Origin of the sequence: Saccharomonospora amisosensis (assembly GCF_011761185.1) — a bacterium.
Taxonomy (GTDB): Bacteria; Actinomycetota; Actinomycetes; order Mycobacteriales; family Pseudonocardiaceae; genus Saccharomonospora_A; species Saccharomonospora_A amisosensis.
Window position 1 is genome coordinate 2,066,329 of sequence record NZ_JAAOYM010000001.1, and the last position, 18,326, is coordinate 2,084,654.

Below are 18,326 nucleotides of genomic sequence, written 5' to 3' on the forward strand. Positions count from 1 at the left end.
CGGCTGGTTCGGTGAGTGCCTCGCGGGCCTGCGCCACCACCGTGGGACGCTGTGGGGACTGCCACGCCTGGTAGAGATGACGGCGTGAGCGGCGAGGAAACGACACCAACGACCCCACCACTGTGGGAGCTGCCACGCCGGCGTCGCACCGGCGGTGCGGGCGGGAAGGGTGCGGGCTCGCGCCGCAAGGGACAACGAGTACCCGCCGAGTCGGACCCGATAGCGCGGGTGGTCGTTGACGTGCCGCTGGCGCACCTGGATCGCACGTTCGACTACCAGGTGCCGAGCGAACTCGCCGACACCGCCGTGCCCGGCTGCCGGGTGCGGGTCAGGTTCGCGGGTCAGCTGGTGGACGGTTTCCTGCTGGAGCGGGCAGCCACCACCGAACACACCGGCAGGCTGGCCTTCCTCGAGCGCGTGGTGTCCAGCGAAGCGGTGCTGCCGCCACGGCTGGTTCGGCTGTGCCGGGCGGTGGCGCAGCGCTACGGCGGCACGCTCGCCGACGTGCTCCGGCTGGCCGTGCCACCCCGGCACGCCAGGACCGAGGCCGAACCCGCCGCCGAGCCGGTACCGCCGCCCGCCGAACCGCCCGCCGACGGGTGGCGCCGTTACCCGAGGGGAGGGGCCTTCCTGGACGCGTTGCGCGCCCGCCGGCCCGCGCACGCGGTGTGGCAGGCCCTGCCGGGGGAGGACTGGCCAGCGCGGCTCGCGGAGCTGGCCGCGACCGTCGCGGCGGACGGCAGGGGCGCGGTGCTCGTGGTGCCGGACCACCGCGACGCTGCCCGGCTGTACCAGGCGTGCGAGCGGCTCGCAGGGCCGGAGACGGTGGTGGCGCTGTCGGCGGAGGTGGGCCCCGCGCGGCGGTACCGCCGTTGGCTGGCGGTGTTGCGCGGCAGCGCGCGCATCGTGGTCGGCACACGCGCGGCCATGTTCGCCCCCGTCCGCGAACCGGGGCTGTACGTGGTGTGGGACGACGGAGACGACCTGCACGCCGAGCCCCGCATGCCGTACCCGCAGGTGCGCGACGTGCTGGTGCTGCGGGCGCACACCGACGGCGTGCCGTTGCTGGTGGCCGGTCACGCGCGCACCGCGGAGGCGCAACTGCTGCTGGAGTCCGGCTGGGCGCACCCGATCGTGGCCGGGCGGGAGGAGTTGCGCGCGTCGGCTCCCCGCGTCACCCCGACCGGCGAGGACTTCGACGTGGCCAGGGACGAGGCGGCCAGAGCGGCACGGCTGCCCGCCGTCGCGTTCGAGGCCGCAAGGGCAGCGCTGGCGAGCGGTGCTCCGGTGCTGGTGCAGGTGCCCCGCAGGGGGTACGTGCCGAGCCTGGCCTGCGCGCGGTGCCGCACCCGCGCCCGTTGCCGCCGCTGCGCGGGGCCGCTGCTGCTGCCGGGCGGTGCGCAGGCCGGGCCGCCGCGCTGTCGCTGGTGCGGCGTGGTGGAGGCGAACCACCGCTGCGCCGCGTGCGGGTCGCCCCGGCTGCGGGCCGTCGTGGTGGGGGCGGGCAGGACGGCGGAGGAACTCGGCAGGGCGTTTGCGGGGACGTCGGTGCGTACCTCCGGTGGTGGAGAGGTACTGGCGACCGTGCCCGCGCTGCCCGCGCTGGTGGTGGCAACGCCCGGTGCGGAGCCGGTGGCCGATGGCGGTTACGGCGCCGCGCTGCTGCTGGACGGGTGGGCGCTGCTCGGCAGGCAGGATCTGCGCGCTGCCGAGGAGACGCTGCGCAGGTGGATGGCGGCGGCCGCGCTGGTGCGTCCCGCCGGTGACGGCGGCAGGGTCGTGGTCGGCGCGGAGGCGGGCATCCCCGCGGTGCAGGCGCTGCTGCGGTGGGACCCCGGCTGGCACGCCGAACTGGAACTGGCCGAGCGCGCCGAACTCGGGTTCCCACCCGCGGTGCGGATGGCGAGCGTGGAGGGCTCCGGCGAGGCCGTGGCCTCGCTGCTGGAGGAACTGAACCCACCGGGCTCGGCCGAGGTACTGGGACCGGTACCGCTCGGGGAACTCGACGACGAAGGCAGGGCGCAGCGCGAGCGCGCGCTGGTTCGGGTGCCACGCGCCGACGGCAGGGCGCTCGCCGCCGCCGTGCATGCCGCCCGCGCTGCCCGCGACGCCAGGAAGGTCACCGAGGCCGTGCGGATCCAACTCGACCCGCTCTCGCTCGTCTGACGCGGCGCGGCCGAGGAGGTGTCGGTCCCGGGATCTAGACTTGGCCGCGATGCTCGATTCCCGCTTCACCGTTGCCGCCAGGAACGCCGCCAGGAACCGCCGATGAGGCTGGTGTTCGCAGGCACGCCCGAACCCGCTGTCCCCTCGCTGCGGGAGTTGCTGCGGTCGAGGCACGAGGTGGTCGCCGTCGTGACCCGGCCGGACGCACCCGCGGGCCGGGGACGCAGGCTCACGCGCTCGCCCGTGGGGTCGCTCGCCGACGAGCACGGCATCGAGGTGCTGACCCCCGCTCGCCCCGGGGATCGCGACTTCCTCGACCGGCTGGCCCGGCTGGCACCGGATGCCTGCCCCGTGGTGGCCTACGGCGCGTTGCTGCCGCAGGCCGTGCTCGACATTCCCCGGTACGGCTGGGTCAACCTGCACTTCTCGCTGCTGCCGGCGTGGCGTGGCGCGGCCCCGGTGCAGGCGGCGATCAGGGCAGGCGACGACATCACCGGCGCTACGACCTTCCGCATCGTGCCCGAGTTGGACGCGGGACCGGTGTTCGGCACGGTCACCGAGAAGATCGGCGCCACCGACACCGCGGGAGAGCTGCTGGAGCGGCTCGCCGTGTCCGGGGCGGCGCTGCTGGTCTCCACGTTGGACGCGATCGAGGACGGCACGGCGAGCCCGGTGCCGCAGCCAGCGGACGGGGTGAGCTACGCGCCCAAGATCACGGTCGATGACGCTCACGTCAGCTTCACCGATCCGGCCCTGGCGGTTGACCGGCGGGTGCGTTCGGTGACGCCGGACCCGGGGGCGTGGGCGGTTTTCCGGGGAGAGCGGCTCAAACTCGGGCCGGTGACACCGGTGGAAGGCGCCGCGCTCGCACCGGGTGAGTTGCTGGTCGAGCGCGACCGGGTGCTGGTGGGCACCGCGACCGGTCCGGTGCGGCTCGGTGAGGTGCAGGCGCGGGGTAAGAAGCGGCTGGCCGCGAGTGACTGGGCACGCGGCGCGAGGATCGAGCAGAAAGAGCGCCTGGAATGACAGCCGAACGCAGGCGGCAGGACCGCACCCGGCGACCCGCGCCACGTAAGCAGGGGCCTCGCAGGCCACCCGTGCACGATCCCGCCCGGCGGGCCGCTTTCGACGTGCTTCGGGCGATCAGCGACCGCGATGCCTACGCCAACCTGGTGCTACCGGAGTTGCTGCGGGAGCGCCGGATCACCGGAAGGGACGCCGCGCTGGCCACCGAGCTCACCTACGGCACCGCGCGCGCCCAGGGGCTGCTCGACGAGATCATCGCGGCCTGCCTGGACCGGCCGCTGGAGAAGGTGGACAGGGCGGTACTGGACGGGCTGCGGCTGGGCAGCTACCAACTGCTGCGCACCCGCATCCCGCACCACGCCGCCGTGGCGTCCACGGTGGACCTCGTGCGGGAGGAGGCGGGCTCGCACGTGGCAGGGTTCGCCAACGCCGTGCTGCGCAAGGTGTCCGAAAAGGACGAGCAGGAGTGGCTGGCCGAGCTCGCGCCGGACCCCGAGACCGACCCGATCGGGAACCTGGCGCTGCGCACCGCGCATCCGAGGTGGATCGCGCGCGCGTTCGCCGAGTCGCTCGGGGACAAGGGCGCGGAACTCGAGGCCGCGCTGCGCGCCGACGACGCCAGGCCTGCCGTGCACCTGCTGGCGAGGCCGGGGGAGATCAGCGCCGAGGAACTGGCCGCCGTCACGGCGGGCGAGGTGGCACCGTACTCGCCGTACGGGGTGCACCTGCCCGCGGGCACCGGTGACCTGACCGAGTCGGAGCCGATCCGGCAGGGCCTTGCCACGGTGCAGGACGAGGGCAGCCAGCTCGTCGCCGTCGCGGCCACCGAGGTCGGCCTCACCGGCGCAGGTGACAGCAGGTGGCTGGACCTGGCCGCCGGTCCTGGGGGCAAGGCGGTACTGCTCGGTGCGTTGGCCGCGCTGTCGGGAGCCGAACTCGACGCGGTGGAGAAGGCACCGCACCGGGCTCGGCTGGTGCGGCGGGTCACCGAGGGACTGCCCGTGACCGTGCACGTCGCCGACGGCCGCGACCCCGGGCTGGCGGCCGGTTACGACCGGGTGTTGCTGGACGCACCGTGCAGCGGGCTGGGATCGCTGCGCAGGCGACCGGAGGCGCGCTGGCGCAAGGAACCCTCCGACATTCCCGACCTGACCAGGCTGCAGGGCGAACTGCTCGGCTCGGCGATCCGGCTGCTGCGAACTGGCGGTGTGGTCACCTACGTCGTGTGTACGCCGCACCTGGCCGAAACCGAGGGCGTGATTTCCGACGCCGTCCGCAGGAACGACGGCGTGGTCGAGGTGGTCGACGCGCGCGAGTTCTTCCCCGGCGTGCCGGACCTGGGCGAGGGTCCGTACGTTCAGCTGTGGCCGCACCGGCACGGCACGGACGCCATGTTCTGCGCCATGCTGCGCAAGCTGTGACGGCGGCAGGGAAGGCGCTCGGGCTCGTCGCCGCCTCGTGCGGCGGCGTGGAGACCCGGTTGTGCGCCGAACTCGCCGAGCCCGCCGTGCGGCGCGGGTGGCGGCTGGCCGTCACGTTGACCCCTACCGCGGCGCGCTGGCTGGCCGGGACCGGCGAGTTGGACCGGTTGCGGTCGCTGACCGAACTGGAGGTTCGCCACGAACCCCGGCTGCCGGGGCAGCCGCGCCCGCACCCCGACCCGGCGACGTTCCTGTTCGCTCCCGCGAGCGCGAACTCCGTGGCCAAGCTCGCGCTCGGCATCGCGGACAACCAGGCGACCACCGTGCTCGGCGACGCGCTGGGCGAGCCGGGTGTCGACATCGTGGTGGGCTACCAGGTGCGGGACAGCCGGTTCTGCCACCCTGCCTGGCAGGGCCATCTCGACACGCTGTCCGCCGCCGGCGTGCGCACCCACCGGCTGCTGCCGGGACGGTCGTGGACGGGGCTGCTCGACCTGCTGGCATGAGCCCGCAGTCCGAAGCCCGTCCGAAGCTGCCGGATCCCGGTCCGACACCGCGCGCGTGGCGGCGCGCGGGCCCCTCGTACACTCGCGGCGTGGCCCAGCAACCCCTGATCGCACCCAGCATCCTTTCCGCCGACTTCGCCCGGCTCGGTGAGGAGATCCACGCCGTCGAAGGCGATGGCGACGCGCGCGCCGACTGGATACACGTCGACGTGATGGACGGCCACTTCGTACCCAACCTCACGCTGGGCCTGCCGGTGGTGACCTCGCTGTTGAAGGTCACCGACATCCCGCTCGACTGCCACCTGATGATCGAGGACCCGGACCGCTGGGCGCCCGGCTACGCGGAGGCGGGCGCCTACAACGTCACCGTGCACGTCGAAGCGGCGCACGACCCGGTGATGATCGCGAAGAACCTGCACGCCGCCGGGGCCAAGGCGGGTCTCTCGGTGAAACCGGACACCCCGCTGGAAGACCACCTCGACACGTTGAAGCACTACGACACGCTGCTGGTGATGTCGGTGGAGCCCGGCTTCGGCGGCCAGTCGTTCATCCCAAGGGTGCTGGACAAGGTCCGCACCGCCCGCCGCCTCGTCGACACCGGACACCTCAAGGTGCTCGTGGAGATCGACGGCGGCATCAACGCCGACACCATCGAACAGGCCGCCGAGGCGGGGGTCGACTGCTTCGTCGCGGGCTCGGCCGTGTACGGCGCGCAGGACCCCGCCGAGGCCGTAGCGGCGCTGCGAGCACAGGCGAGGCGGGCAGCACGGCGGTGAGCCCGGCACCGGGCGAACCCGCCACCGACCCGGCTTCGGACGCGGTGGTGAAGGCCATGGCCCGCGCGCTGGCCCTCGGCGAGTCCGTGCGTGGCACCACCAGCCCCAACCCGCCCGTGGGCGCGGTGATCCTCGACGCGGCAAGCAGGCCGGTCGGTGAGGGCGCCACCCAGCCGCCCGGCGGACCGCACGCCGAGGTGATGGCGCTGCGGCAGGCCGGTGACCGCGCTCGCGGCGGCACCGCCGTTGTCACCCTCGAGCCGTGCGCGCACCACGGTCGCACCCCGCCGTGCGCGGACGCGCTGGTCAATGCCGGGATCGCGGCCGTGCGTTACGCGGTGGCCGACCCTCACCCGCTTGGCGCGGGCGGCGGCGAGGTGTTGCGGGCAAGCGGGGTGGACGTCGAGGCAGGGCTGCTCGGAGACCGGGTGGCAGGCGGCCCGCTGCGGGCGTGGCTGCACGTCACGCGCACCGGTCGCCCGCACGTGACGTGGAAGTACGCGGCGAGCCTCGACGGCCGCGTTGCCGCGGCCGACCGCACCAGCAGATGGATCTCCGGCCCACAGTCCCGTGCCGAGGTGCACGCCATGCGGGCAGCGGCCGACGCGGTCGTGGTCGGCACCGGCACCGTGCGCGCGGACGACCCGTGGCTGACCGTCCGCACACCCGAGGGCGAACTCGCCTCCCGCCAGCCGTTGCGCGTGGTGGTGGGCACGGGCGAGATCGGCGACTCCGCCAGGGTGCTCGACAGCGCGGCACCGACGCTGCGAGCACGTACCCGTGACCCTCGGCAGGTGCTCGGCCTGCTCAGCGAGCGCGACGTCGTGGACGTGCTGCTGGAGGGCGGTCCCACACTGGCGGGAGCGTTCGTGCGGGCCGGGGTGGTGGACCGGATCGTGGCCTATGTCGCGCCGATCCTGCTCGGGCAGGGCCCGGCGGCGCTCGGACCCTCGGGCGTGTCGACGATCACCGAAGCGCACCAATGGCGGGTCGAAGGGGTCACCATGACTGGTAGGGATGTGCGGATCTCGGCGGTCCCGGCCACGGGGCAAGGAGGCGGCTAGTGTTCACCGGCATTGTTGAGGAACTCGGCGAGGTCGTCGGCGTCGAGCCGCGGGGTGACGCCACCCGCCTCACCGTGCGCGGGCCGGTGGTGGCCGGTGATGCCAGGCACGGTGACTCCATCGCGGTGAATGGTGTCTGCCTCACCGTGGTGGACGTCTCCGGCGGCGAGTTCACCGTGGACGTCGTGGCCGAGACGCTGCGGCGCACCAGCCTGGACAAGGTCGAGCCGGGCCGCCTGGTGAACCTGGAGCGGGCGATGCCCGCCGACGGCCGGTTCGGCGGGCACGTCATGCAGGGCCATGTAGACGGCACCGCGGTGTTCCTATGCAGGGAACCGGAAGGGCTCACCCACTTCGCGTTCCCGCCCGAGCTGGGCCGCTACATCGTGGAGAAGGGCTCCATCGCCGTGGACGGCATCTCGCTCACCGTGGCGGGGGTGACGGCGGAGGAGTTCGCGGTGGCGCTGATTCCCACCACCCTGTGGCTGACCACGCTGGGTCGTGCCGAACCGGGCGACCGGGTCAATCTCGAGGTCGATGTGCTGGCCAAGTACGTCGAGAAACTGGCCACCGTCCACCTTCGGGGTGCCTCGGTGGACAATGGTGTGGGCAAGGAGGACGCGTGACCATGACTGAGCCCCCCGCTGTGGACATCGGTCTGATCGAGCAGGCCATCGAGGACATCGCCAACGGCCGCCCCGTGATCGTCGTGGACGACGAGGACAGGGAGAACGAGGGCGATCTGATCTTCGCGGCGGAGAAGGCCACCCCGGAGCTGGTGGCGTTCATGGTGCGATACACCTCCGGCTACATCTGCGTCCCGCTCACCGAGGACGACTGCGACCGGCTGGATCTGCCGCCGATGTACCACACCAACCAGGACCGGCGCGGCACCGCCTACACCGTGACCGTGGACGCTGCCGAGGGCGTCGGCACCGGCATCTCCGCGGCCGACCGCAGCCACACCATCCGGCTGCTGGCCGACTCCACCGCGCGGCCGTCCGACTTCCGCAGGCCGGGACATGTGGTGCCGCTGCGGGCCAAGGAAGGTGGCGTGTTGCGCAGGCCCGGCCATACCGAGGCGGCCGTGGACCTGGCCAGGATGGCCGGGCTCACCCCTGCCGGGGTGCTGTGCGAGATCGTGTCGCAGAAGAACGAGGGCGACATGGCGCTGCGCGACGAACTCGAGGTGTTCGCCGCCGACCACGACCTGCGGCTGATCACGATCGCCGACCTGATCGCCTACCGCAAGCGCAAGGAGAAGCAGGTCGAGCGCGTCGCCGAGGCACGTGTCCCGCTCGCCGCGGGGACGTTCCGCGCGATCGGCTACGACAGCCTGCTCGACGGCATCGAGCATGTCGCCTTCGTCTACGGCGACATCGGCGACGGTGAGGACATCCTGGTGCGAGTGCACTCCGAATGCCTCACCGGGGACGTGTTCGGGTCGCTGCGCTGCGACTGCGGGCCTCAACTGCAGTCCGCGCTGGCGGCGGTGGCGCGGGAGGGCCGGGGCGTCGTGCTCTACATCCGAGGCCATGAGGGGCGCGGGATCGGCCTGCTGCACAAACTGCAGGCCTACCAGTTGCAGGACGCGGGTGCCGACACCGTGGACGCCAACCTCGCGCTTGGCGTGCCCGCGGACGCGCGCGACTACGGCACGGGGGCGCAGATCCTGGCCGACCTCGGCGTGCGGTCGATGCGGTTGCTGACCAACAACCCCGCGAAACGGGTCGGGCTGGAGGGCTACGGGCTGCGCGTGACGGGGCGGGTGCCGCTGCCGATCTCACCCAATCCGGAGAACCTGCGGTATCTGCGCACCAAGCGCGACCGCATGGGGCACGATCTTTCGCAGTTGGAGCACCTCGACGACGTGGGCGCCGAGGTCGGTGAGCTGCGAGACGGCGGGGGTCAGGCATGAGCGGTGAAGGGCGGCCCGAGGCGGGCCTGGAGTTGCGGGAGTGCGCCGACCTGCGGTTGGCGATCGTGGCGACCAGGTGGCACCCGAGGATCACCGACAGTCTGCTGGAGTCGGCGCTGCGCACGGCCGGTGAGGTGAGGCTGGCGGAGAAGCCGACGGTGTTGCGCGTCGCGGGCGCCGTGGAGCTGCCCGTGGTGGCACAGGCCCTTGCTCGCGGCCACGACGCCGTCGTGGCGCTCGGCGTGGTGATCCGCGGCGGAACGCCGCACTTCGAGTACGTGTGCGACGCCGTGACCGCGGGACTGACGCGGGTGGCGCTGGACGAGAGCACACCGGTGGGCAACGGCGTGCTGACCTGTGACACCGAGGAGCAGGCGGTGGACCGCGCGGGCCTGCCGGGTTCGCGGGAGGACAAGGGCCGTGAGGCCACCGTGGCGGCGCTGACCACCGCGAACGTGCTGCGTGGGCTGCGCGAGCCATGGCAGGAACAGGGCTTCGTGTGAGGGTTCGGTGAGCTTTTCGATGGGCAAGGTGACCGGTCAGCGGGCGGAGGCAGGCGAGGGCATCGTGCTGCGGCCACGGCGCGTGGTGTGGATGGCGGTGTTCGTGGCCGTGGTGCTGCTGGCGGTGTTCGTGACGGTCGGCGTGCTGCTGCGCACCTCCGACACCGGAGTGATCTTCCACGTCAGCGATCAGGTGGCGATGATCGGTGTCGGCGTGGTGCTGGCGGCGGCCTCGCTGGTGTTCGCGTTGCCGCGTGCCCGTGCCGACGCCGAAGGCATCGAGGTTCGCAACGTGCTGTCCACCAAGTACTTCTCGTGGAACGAGGTGCTTTCGGTGAGTTTCCCCGACGGTGCCTCGTTCGCGCGGCTGGAGTTGCCGGACTTCGAGTACCACTCGGTGCTGGCCGTCCAAGCCGTAGACAGGGAACGCGCGGTCGAGGCCGTGCGTGCGCTGCGCAAGCTCCACCGGCAGGCACGCGGCGAGTAGCCGCGTGCGGCGGGGTCAGCGTGTTCGCCGCCTCGCGATGGCGACGCCCGCCAGGCAGAGCGCACCGCCCGCGAGCCCGTACCCGGTGGGCACCTCACTGAGCAGCAGCCACGACAGCAGCACCGAAACGGCAGGCACGGCGTAGGTCGTCGCGCTCATCCTGCCCGCTTCGGTGCGGCGCAGCGCGTAGGCCCAGGTACTGAAGCCGATCGCGGTGGGAAACAACCCGAGGTAGATGCCGCCCGCGAGCGCGCCGGGTGAGGCCGTGCCCAGTTCGCCGACGAGTTGCGGGGTCCAGGGCAGCAGCGCTGCGGTGCCGAGCGCGCAGCCCAGCAAGGTCACGGCCGCGGCGTCCACGCTTCGCAGTGCCACCTTCTGGATCAGCACGCCCGCGGCGTACAGCAGCGCGGCCAGCAGGCACAGCCCGACGCCGAGCCAGTCGCCCCCGCCGCCGGAGTCCATGCTGATCACGGCGATTCCGGCGAGCGCGACAAAGGAGCCGACGATGAGCGTGCGCGGGCGGCTCTCACCGAGGAACATCCCGGCACCGAAGGCGATCAGCAGCGGCGCGAGGTTCACCAGCAACGCGGCGGTGCCCGCGTCCAGGTGCTGCTCGGCGGCGTTGAGGGCCACCGTGTAGCCGGCCAGCCACAGCACCCCGTATGCGGCGACCAGCACCAGCGAACGCCGCGAGGTGGGTAGCCGCGGCAGCCGCCGGTAGCTGAGTGGTACCAGCACGGCGAGCGCGGCCGTGGCGACGGCAAGCCGAAGCAGTGCCAGCGGCGCGGGGGAGAACGCGTGCCCGATGCCCCGGATGGCGACGAACGCGGACGCCCACAGCACCACGGTGACGGTGGCGGCCACGGCGGCTTTGCGACGGTCGTTCGTCGAGACCACGGGATCCGGGTCGGAAACGGGCAGCGATCGGGTCATGTTCCCATCCTCACCAGGTAGGACTCGACACGACAAGCGAATATTTCTCCATGTCCGTTAAGCGCTGCTGTACATTCTGCGGATGCTCGACGTACCGCGCCTGCGCGTGTTGCGCACCGTCGTCGCGAAGGGGTCGGTTCGTGCGGCCGCTGCCGCATTGGACTACACGCCCTCCGCGGTGAGTCAGCAGCTGACGTCCCTGCAGCGGGAGACGGGGCTGCGGCTGGTGGAGCGGGTGGGAAGGGGGATCGAGCCGACGGCGGCGGCGCGGGTACTCGCGGCCGAGGCCGAGTCGCTGTTCCAGGCGCTGAGCCGGGTGGAGGGATTGGTCAGGGATCTGCGGGACGGCAGGACCGGTAGCCTCTCCATCGGTTACCTCGCATCGGCGGGAGCCACCTGGCTTCCCGAGGTGGTCGCCACCCTGCTCGCGGAGTTCCCGCGGTTGCGGATCGATCTCCGCCTCGCCGAGCCGGTCGATACGCAGCGGGCGGAGACGGACCTCGCGTTGTTCATCGAAAGCCCTGGGCGGCGGCCGCCTGAGCTGACCCGGGTGTGCCTGCTTGCGCAAGACCCCTACTTCGTCGTGGTCCGCGAAAGCGACCCGCTGGCCGGCCTGGCGCGGGTGCCGTTGGCGGCGCTGGCCGAGCGTGGCTGGATCGACAACGAACTGGAGAACGGGCCGTGTCGGCAGGTGCTGCTGTCCGCGTGCGCGGAGGCGGGGTTCTGCCCCCGGTTCACCGTGGAGACGCACGATTACCGCACCGCCATCACCTTCGCGGGCACCGGTATCGGGATCACGGTGGTTCCCGGGTTGGGTATCGGCCGGCTGCCGGAGGGACTGGTCGCGAGGCCGGTGGTGGAGCCTGTTCCGGTGCGCCGCGTGTGCGTGGCGATCAGGGAGGCCGTCGCAGAGCATCCGGCGACGTTGCGGGCGCTGGAACTGCTCAGGTCCGCGGTGGCGAGCGACCCGCCGGGGCGCTAGCGCGGCGAGATGTCGAGGTCCACGACCACGGGTGCGTGGTCGGAGGCGGCCTTGCCCTTGCGCTCCTCCCGGTCGACGTAGGCGTCGGTGACGGCGCCCGCGAACGCCGCGTTGGCATAGACCAGGTCGATGCGCATGCCGCGGTTCTTCGGGAACGCCAGTTGCCGGTAGTCCCAGTAGGTGTAGGGGCGGTCGTACTTGAGCGCGCGGGGGACGACGTCGGTGAGCCCCGCCTCGCCCAGCATCGTGAGCGCCTTGCGTTCCGGATCGGTGACGTGTGTGGAGTCGGCGAAGGCGGTGATGTCCCAAACGTCGTCGTCGGTCGGTGCGATGTTGAAGTCGCCGAGGACGGCGAAGGGCCTGTCGGGGTCGCGCTCGGCGACCACCGTCGCGTGCAGTGCCTCCAGCCAGCGGAGTTTGTAGCTGTAGTGCGGGTGACCCACTTCGCGGCCGTTGGGCACGTACACCGACCACACCCGGACACCCGCGCAGGTGGCGCCGATGGCCCTGCGCTGGGTCTCGCCCTCGTAGCCGGGCTCGCCGACCAGGCCGGTGGTGACGTCGGTGATACCGACGCGGGAGAGCACCGCCACGCCGTTCCACCGGCCGCCGCCGTTGCAGGCGACGTCGTAGCCGAGTTCACCGACCTCCCGGCTGGGAAACGCCGCCTCTTCGCACTTCAGCTCCTGCAGGCACACCACATCGGGTTGGGCCGAGGACAACCACGAAAGCAACCGGGGCAGCCGCGCGGTGACGGAGTTGACGTTCCAGGTGGCGATCCGCATGCGGCGAGAATCCCACACGCGTTTCGTATAACGTCCTATACGGCACGGCCGCCGTGCGTACCCTGTGGTCATGACGCGCGCGAGGGCGAGGAAGCCGCGAGCGATCCTGTTCGACGTGCTCGAGACGCTGGTGCGGCTGGAACCGCTGCGTGAGCGCTTCGTCGAAGTGGGCAGGCCGGAGCACGAACTGGAGCTGTTCTTCGCCAGGACATTGCGTGACGGGATGGCGTACACGCTGTCGGGCGAGGCGCCGCCGTTCCGGGAGGTGGCCGCCGCGCAACTCGCACTGACCTCCGGGCACACCCTGAACACGGGGCAGATCGAGTACGTGCTGGACGGCTTCACACAACTGCCGCTGCAACCGGACGGCCGCCGCGCGCTGGACCCGGTCTCCGAGGCCGGTGTCCCAGCCTACGGCTTCACCCACGGCTCCGCCGACGTGCTGGAGCGGGCCCTCGAAAGGGAAGGCCTCCGCGACCGGATCGTGCGGGTGCTGTCGACGCGCGAGATCGGCATATTCAAGCCGCCCGCCCGCGCCTACCACTGGGCGTGCGAGCGAACCGCCACCCGGCCCGAGGCCACCGCACTCGTCGCCGTGCACTCGTGGGACACCAGCGGCGCGGCGCGGGCCGGCCTGCTCGCGGGCTTCGCCACCCGATTGGAAGGCAGGCTTCCCACGATCGCCGAACCACCACATGTGACGGCGGAGGGCGTCGACGAGGTGGTCGCCGACCTGCTCGCGCTGCCGGACTGAGCGAGCGGCCGCGGCAGGAGCGTCGCGCGCCCGGCCGTGCGGAGGCACTTCCCGTGATGTCGGACGGCCGCCATAGGCTGGGAGTGTGGCTGACCCGTCGACCTACCGGCCCTCGCCCGGCAGCATTCCCGACGCTCCCGGTGTCTACAAGTTCCGCGACGCCGGGGAGCGGGTCATCTACGTCGGCAAGGCCAAGAGCCTGCGAAGCAGGCTGAACTCCTACTTCGCCGACCTGGCAGGCCTGCACCCCAGGACCCGGCAGATGGTCACCACGGCGGCAGGTGTGGAGTGGACGGTGGTGTCCACCGAGGTCGAGGCGCTGCAACTGGAGTACAACTGGATCAAGGAGTTCGATCCGCGGTTCAACGTCCGCTACCGCGACGACAAGACCTACCCCGTGCTCGCCGTCACGCTGCACGAGGAGTTCCCCCGCCTGCACGTCTACCGTGGTCCGCGTAAGAAAGGGGTGCGCTACTTCGGCCCTTACGCGCACGCGTGGGCGATCCGGGAGACGCTGGATCTGCTGCTGCGGGTGTTTCCCGCCCGCACCTGCTCAACCGGCGTGTTCCGCAGGCACGGCCAGATCGGCAGGCCGTGCCTGCTCGGCTACATCGACAAGTGCTCCGCGCCCTGTGTCGGCAACGTCTCCGCGCAGCGGCACCGCGAGATCGTCGAGGACTTCTGCGACTTCCTCGCGGGCCGCACCGAGGTGATGATCCGCAGGCTGGAACGGGAGATGGCGCGGGCGGCCGAGTCGCTGGAGTTCGAGCGGGCCGCCCGGCTGCGCGACGACCTCGGTGCACTGCGCAGGGCGATGGAGAAGCAGGCGGTGGTGCTCGGCGACGGCACCGACGCCGACGTCATCGCCTTCGCCCACGACGAGCTGGAGGCCGCGGTGCAGGTCTTCCACGTCAGGGGCGGCCGCGTCCGCGGCCAGCGTGGCTGGGTGATCGACAAGGTCGAGGAGATGGACGTGCCCGCGCTGGTGGAGCAGTTCCTCTCGCAGTTCTACGCCGAGCAGGCCGAACTGGCCGAACAGGCACCGGGCAACGGTTCGCCGGTGCCACGGGAGGTGCTGGTGCCGGACCTGCCGCCCGATGCCGACACGCTGTCGGAGTGGCTGTCCGGGTTGCGCGGCTCGCGGGTCCGGCTGCGGGTGCCGCAGCGCGGCGACAAGCGGGCGCTGGCCGAGACCGTGGCCCGCAACGCCGAGGAGGCCTTCGCCCAGCACAAGTTGCGCAGGGCCGGCGACCTGACCGCCCGCTCGGCCGCGCTGGCCCAGCTGCAGGAGTACCTGGGTCTGGACAGCGCACCACTGCGCATCGAGTGCGTGGACATCAGCCACATCTCCGGTAGCGACGTGGTCGCCTCACTCGTGGCGTTCGAGGACGGGGTGCCGCGCAAGTCGGAGTACCGCCGCTTCGCGCTGCGGGAAGCGGCCGCCGAGGGGGATGTGGCCGCGATCGCCGAGGTCGTGCGCCGCCGGTTCGCCCGTTACCTGGCCGAGAACACCGAGAACACCGGGAGTGCACAGGAACGGGAGGGCGCGCCCGGCATCGACGCCGAGACCGGCAGGCCACGCAAGTTCGCCTACCCGCCGAACCTGCTCGTCGTCGACGGAGCTGGTCCGCAGGCCACGGCGGCCGCCGACGTGCTTGCCGAGCTCGGCATCACCGACGTGGCCGTGGTGGGGCTGGCCAAACGGCTGGAGGAGGTGTGGCTGCCCGCGGAGCCGGACCCGGCCATCCTGCCGAGGACGTCCGACGCGCTGTACCTTCTGCAGCGGGTACGCGACGAGGCACACCGCTTCGCGATCCGCTATCACCGCCAGAAGCGGTCCAGGCGAATGCGGACGTCTGTGCTGGACGGGATACCCGGCCTCGGGCAGGCGCGAAAGACGGCGCTCGTCAAGCATTTCGGTTCGGTGAAGAAGCTGAAGCAGGCGAGCGTGGACGAGATCGCCAAGGTGCCTGGGTTCGGCATGCGCACGGCACAGGCCGTGCACGCCGCGCTCGCAGGGGAAGGCACCGAGACGGAAGGGGAGTCGCAGACGTGACCGACGAAGAAGCCAGGGCCTCCGGCATGGAGGTGGCGGTGGTGACCGGGCTTTCCGGCGCGGGCAGAAGCACGGCGGCGAAGTGCCTGGAGGACCTCGGCTGGTTTGTGGTGGACAACCTGCCGCCGGAACTGATTTCCACGATGGTGGAACTCGGTGCGCAGGCCAGTGGGGCGATCACCAAGGTGGCCGTGGTGATGGACGTACGCTCGCGTGCCTTCACCGACGACCTGGCCTCGGTCATCAAGGACCTCGACGCGCGCGGCTACAAGCCGAGGGTGTTGTTCCTTGAGGCCACCGACGCGGTGCTCATCCGCCGCTTCGACCAGGTGCGCAGGAGTCACCCGATGCAGGGCGACGGTCGGCTGGCCGACGGGATCGCGGCCGAGCGGGCGCTGCTCGCGCCGCTGCGGGAGGAGGCGGACCTGGTGCTGGACACCTCCGCGCTCTCGGTGCACGAACTGCGGGCCAAGATCGAGGACGCGTTCGGCTCCGAGACCAGCACCCAGACGAGGGTCACGGTGCTGTCGTTCGGGTACAAGTACGGCCTGCCGATGGACTCCGATCTGGTGATGGACGTGCGGTTCCTACCGAACCCGTTCTGGATTCCCGAGCTGCGCGACCACACCGGCCTCGACGGAGACGTCCGCAACTACGTGCTGGGGCAGGAGGGTGCCGAGGACTTCCTCGAGCGTTACCACGAGTTGCTGCGGCTCATCGGCGCGGGCTACAAACGCGAGGGCAAGCGCTACCTCACGCTCGCGGTGGGCTGCACCGGCGGCAAGCACCGCAGCGTGGCGATCTCCGAGGAACTCGCCAAACGATTATCCAAAGAGGACGGCATGGCGGTGAAGGTGGTGCACAGGGACCTGGGCAGGGAGTGAACGCGAGGATGCGTGCCGTCGCACTCGGTGGTGGTCACGGGCTGCACGCGACGTTGGCGGCGCTGCGCAGGCTGACCCGCGACATCACCGCGGTCGTCACCGTAGCCGACGACGGGGGCTCCTCCGGCAGGTTGCGCCGTGAGCTCGGTCTGCTGCCTCCCGGCGACCTGCGCCAGGCGCTCGACGCGCTCGCCGACAACAACGGCGAAACCCTGTGGGCCCAGGTGTTTCGATACCGCTTCGGCGGTACCGGCGCGCTGAACGGGCACGCGGTGGGCAACCTGCTGCTGGCTGGGCTGTTCGAGGTGCTGGGTGACCCTGTCACCGGGCTCGACGAGGCGGGAAGGCTGCTCGGCATCGAGGGGCGGGTGCTGCCGATGTCGGTGGAGCCGCTGGAGATCGAGGCCGAGGTCACCGGCCTGGAGAACGGCGAGGTGAGCCTCATCCGGGGTCAGGTGGCCGTGGCGAGCACGCCGGGCCAGGTGCATCGCATCACCCTGCGCAACCCGGGCAGGCCAGGGCAACCGCCCGCCGCCTGCGCCGAGGCCGTCGACGCCGTGCTGTCGGCGGACACCGTGTTCCTCGGCCCCGGTTCGTGGTTCACCAGCGTGCTGCCGCATCTGCTGGTTCCTGAGTTGCACGACGCGCTGGTGCGTACCAGTGCGACGAAGGTCGTCATCCTCAACCTTGTCCCACAGCCGGGTGAGACGGCTGGGTTCTCACCCGAACGGCACCTCGACGTACTCTTCCAGCACGCTCCCCGGCTCAAGGTGGACGCGGTGATCGCCGACCGTGACTCCGTGCCCACTCCGGCGCGGCTGCGGCGCGCGGCCGCCGCGCTGGGCGGGCGCGCGCATCTGGCTACCGTGGCTGCTTCGGGTGTGGCCGACAGGCACGATCCGGATGCCCTTGCTGGTTGTGTGCGAGAGGCTCTTGGTCTGACCGAGAGCGAGAGGGAGGGGCTGACATGGCGATGACCGCCGCGGTCAAGGACGAGCTGAGCAGGCTCGAGATCACCAAGCTCAGTCCGAGGCGGTCGGAGGTTTCGGCGATGCTGCGATTCGCGGGGGGCCTGCACATCGTCGGAGGAAGGGTCGTGGTCGAGGCCGAACTGGACACCGGTTCGGTGGCGCGCAGGCTGCGTAAGGAGATTCACGAGCTGTACGGCTACCACTCCGACGTGCACGTGATCACCGCGGGCGGGCTGCGCAAGGGGACCAGGTATGTCGTTCGGGTGGTCAAGGACGGTGACGGTCTGGCGAGGCAGACCGGGTTGATCGACCAGCGCGGCAGGCCCGTGCGTGGGCTGCCCGCCGCCGTGGTGTCGGGTGGCCTCGCCGACGCGGAGGCCGCGTGGCGGGGCGCGTTCCTCGCGCACGGCTCGCTGACCGAACCGGGCCGGTCGTCGTCGCTGGAGGTCACCTGCCCCGGTCCCGAGGCGGCGCTGGCGCTCGTCGGTGCCGCTCGCAGGCTCGGTATCCAGGCCAAGTCGAGGGAGGTGCGCGGCGCCGACCGGGTCGTGGTACGTGACGGCGACGCCATCGGCGCGTTGCTGACCCGGCTCGGCGCCCACGAGACCGTGCTCGCGTGGGAGGAACGTCGGATGCGGCGCGAGGTGCGGGCCACGGCCAACCGGCTGGCGAACTTCGACGACGCCAACCTGCGCCGCTCCGCGCGCGCCGCGGTCGCCGCGGCCGCCAGGGTGGAGCGCGCGATGGACATCCTCGGCGACACCGCGCCCGACCATCTGCTCGCGGCGGGCAAGCTACGGCTGACCAACCGGCAGGCCTCGCTTGAGGAACTCGGCCAGCTGTCCGACCCGCCGATGACCAAGGACGCCGTGGCCGGCCGGATCAGGCGGCTGCTGGCGATGGCCGACAAGCGCGCGCAGGAGCTCGGAGTCCCCGACACCGAGTCGGCCGTGACCCCGGAGATGCTCGAGGAAGGCGCCTGACCAGCGAGGTGTGAACACCGGGCTAAACCCGCGCCCGGCGCATCGCGGCAGCCGTAACGCAGCGGTTGCACGCCCGCGCGGCGACCCGAAACGTGCGCGGCCAACCCTCGT

Annotated in this window: 18 protein-coding genes; 16 read left to right on the top strand and 2 right to left on the bottom strand. The window is 71.8% G+C overall.

Annotated features, from left to right (window positions below; all coding sequences use genetic code 11):
• Nucleotides 1-84 precede the first annotated feature (84 nt).
• The 10 genes from FHU38_RS10110 (at nt 85) to FHU38_RS10155 (ending at nt 9,867) form a co-directional block, all read left to right on the top strand.
• Nucleotides 85-2,166, top strand: a complete 2,082-nt coding sequence (locus FHU38_RS10110; RefSeq protein ID WP_167169383.1) for a primosomal protein N' — start codon at nt 85-87, stop codon at nt 2,164-2,166.
• A gap of 102 nt (nt 2,167-2,268) precedes the next feature.
• The gene (gene fmt, locus FHU38_RS10115) at nt 2,269-3,192 is read left to right on the top strand and encodes a methionyl-tRNA formyltransferase (RefSeq protein WP_167169386.1); all 924 of its coding nucleotides are present in this window, start codon (nt 2,269-2,271) and stop codon (nt 3,190-3,192) included.
• Nucleotides 3,189-4,613, top strand: a complete 1,425-nt coding sequence (locus FHU38_RS10120; RefSeq protein WP_167169388.1) for an RsmB/NOP family class I SAM-dependent RNA methyltransferase — start codon at nt 3,189-3,191, stop codon at nt 4,611-4,613. Before fmt ends, FHU38_RS10120 begins: the two co-directional genes overlap by 4 nt.
• Complete coding sequence (locus FHU38_RS10125; protein WP_167169389.1) at nt 4,610-5,119, top strand: flavoprotein; 510 nt, start codon at nt 4,610-4,612, stop codon at nt 5,117-5,119. The genes FHU38_RS10120 and FHU38_RS10125 overlap by 4 nt, the downstream gene beginning before the upstream one ends.
• 104 nt (nt 5,120-5,223) lie before the next feature.
• The gene (rpe, locus tag FHU38_RS10130) at nt 5,224-5,895 is read left to right on the top strand and encodes a ribulose-phosphate 3-epimerase (RefSeq protein ID WP_167175889.1); all 672 of its coding nucleotides are present in this window, start codon (nt 5,224-5,226) and stop codon (nt 5,893-5,895) included.
• A gap of 56 nt (nt 5,896-5,951) precedes the next feature.
• The gene (gene ribD / locus FHU38_RS10135) at nt 5,952-6,959 is read left to right on the top strand and encodes a bifunctional diaminohydroxyphosphoribosylaminopyrimidine deaminase/5-amino-6-(5-phosphoribosylamino)uracil reductase RibD (protein WP_167175892.1); all 1,008 of its coding nucleotides are present in this window, start codon (nt 5,952-5,954) and stop codon (nt 6,957-6,959) included.
• Nucleotides 6,959-7,585 carry a riboflavin synthase gene (locus tag FHU38_RS10140; protein WP_167169390.1) on the top strand — a complete coding sequence of 209 codons (627 nt, stop codon included), beginning with the start codon at nt 6,959-6,961 and terminating at the stop codon, nt 7,583-7,585. Before ribD ends, FHU38_RS10140 begins: the two co-directional genes overlap by 1 nt.
• Before the next feature lie 2 nt (nt 7,586-7,587).
• Nucleotides 7,588-8,877: a bifunctional 3,4-dihydroxy-2-butanone-4-phosphate synthase/GTP cyclohydrolase II gene (locus FHU38_RS10145; RefSeq protein ID WP_167169391.1), complete on the top strand. Its 1,290-nt coding sequence runs from the start codon at nt 7,588-7,590 to the stop codon at nt 8,875-8,877.
• A complete protein-coding gene (gene ribH / locus FHU38_RS10150) occupies nt 8,874-9,380 on the top strand; it encodes a 6,7-dimethyl-8-ribityllumazine synthase (RefSeq protein WP_167169392.1) in 507 nt (168 codons plus the stop codon). The genes FHU38_RS10145 and ribH overlap by 4 nt, the downstream gene beginning before the upstream one ends.
• 19 nt (nt 9,381-9,399) lie before the next feature.
• The gene (locus tag FHU38_RS10155) at nt 9,400-9,867 is read left to right on the top strand and encodes a PH domain-containing protein (RefSeq protein ID WP_208416197.1); all 468 of its coding nucleotides are present in this window, start codon (nt 9,400-9,402) and stop codon (nt 9,865-9,867) included.
• A 15-nt stretch (nt 9,868-9,882) separates the two neighbouring features.
• Here FHU38_RS10155 and FHU38_RS10160 read toward each other — a convergent pair whose 3' ends face one another.
• Nucleotides 9,883-10,800: a DMT family transporter gene (locus tag FHU38_RS10160; RefSeq protein ID WP_167169393.1), complete on the bottom strand. Its 918-nt coding sequence runs from the start codon at nt 10,798-10,800 to the stop codon at nt 9,883-9,885.
• Between the two features lie 82 nt (nt 10,801-10,882).
• On the opposite strand from FHU38_RS10160, the gene FHU38_RS10165 reads away from it, so the two are divergent.
• Nucleotides 10,883-11,782, top strand: coding sequence for a LysR family transcriptional regulator (locus tag FHU38_RS10165; protein ID WP_167169394.1), 900 nt, complete (start codon nt 10,883-10,885; stop codon nt 11,780-11,782).
• Here FHU38_RS10165 and FHU38_RS10170 read toward each other — a convergent pair.
• Nucleotides 11,779-12,567: an exodeoxyribonuclease III gene (locus FHU38_RS10170; RefSeq protein WP_167169395.1), complete on the bottom strand. Its 789-nt coding sequence runs from the start codon at nt 12,565-12,567 to the stop codon at nt 11,779-11,781. The two genes, FHU38_RS10165 and FHU38_RS10170, sit on opposite strands and share 4 nt — an antisense overlap.
• Nucleotides 12,568-12,637: 70 nt before the next feature.
• Here FHU38_RS10170 and FHU38_RS10175 point away from each other — a divergent pair, with 70 nt between their 5' ends.
• The 5 genes from FHU38_RS10175 to whiA all read left to right on the top strand — a co-directional run bounded on the left by FHU38_RS10175 (nt 12,638) and on the right by whiA (nt 18,215).
• Nucleotides 12,638-13,321: a haloacid dehalogenase gene (locus tag FHU38_RS10175; protein WP_167169397.1), complete on the top strand. Its 684-nt coding sequence runs from the start codon at nt 12,638-12,640 to the stop codon at nt 13,319-13,321.
• A gap of 85 nt (nt 13,322-13,406) precedes the next feature.
• Entirely contained in the window at nt 13,407-15,377 is a 1,971-nt protein-coding gene (gene uvrC, locus FHU38_RS10180; RefSeq protein WP_167169399.1) for an excinuclease ABC subunit UvrC, read from the top strand.
• Nucleotides 15,378-15,403: 26 nt separating this feature from the next.
• Nucleotides 15,404-16,261, top strand: coding sequence for an RNase adapter RapZ (gene rapZ, locus FHU38_RS10185; RefSeq protein WP_167175898.1), 858 nt, complete (start codon nt 15,404-15,406; stop codon nt 16,259-16,261).
• Between the two features lie 8 nt (nt 16,262-16,269).
• On the top strand, nt 16,270-17,238 hold the full coding sequence (locus FHU38_RS10190; RefSeq protein ID WP_009154924.1) for a gluconeogenesis factor YvcK family protein: 969 nt from the start codon (nt 16,270-16,272) through the stop codon (nt 17,236-17,238).
• Nucleotides 17,229-18,215 carry a DNA-binding protein WhiA gene (gene whiA / locus FHU38_RS10195; RefSeq protein ID WP_167169401.1) on the top strand — a complete coding sequence of 329 codons (987 nt, stop codon included), beginning with the start codon at nt 17,229-17,231 and terminating at the stop codon, nt 18,213-18,215. The genes FHU38_RS10190 and whiA overlap by 10 nt, the downstream gene beginning before the upstream one ends.
• The last annotated feature ends 111 nt before the right edge of the window (nt 18,216-18,326 follow it).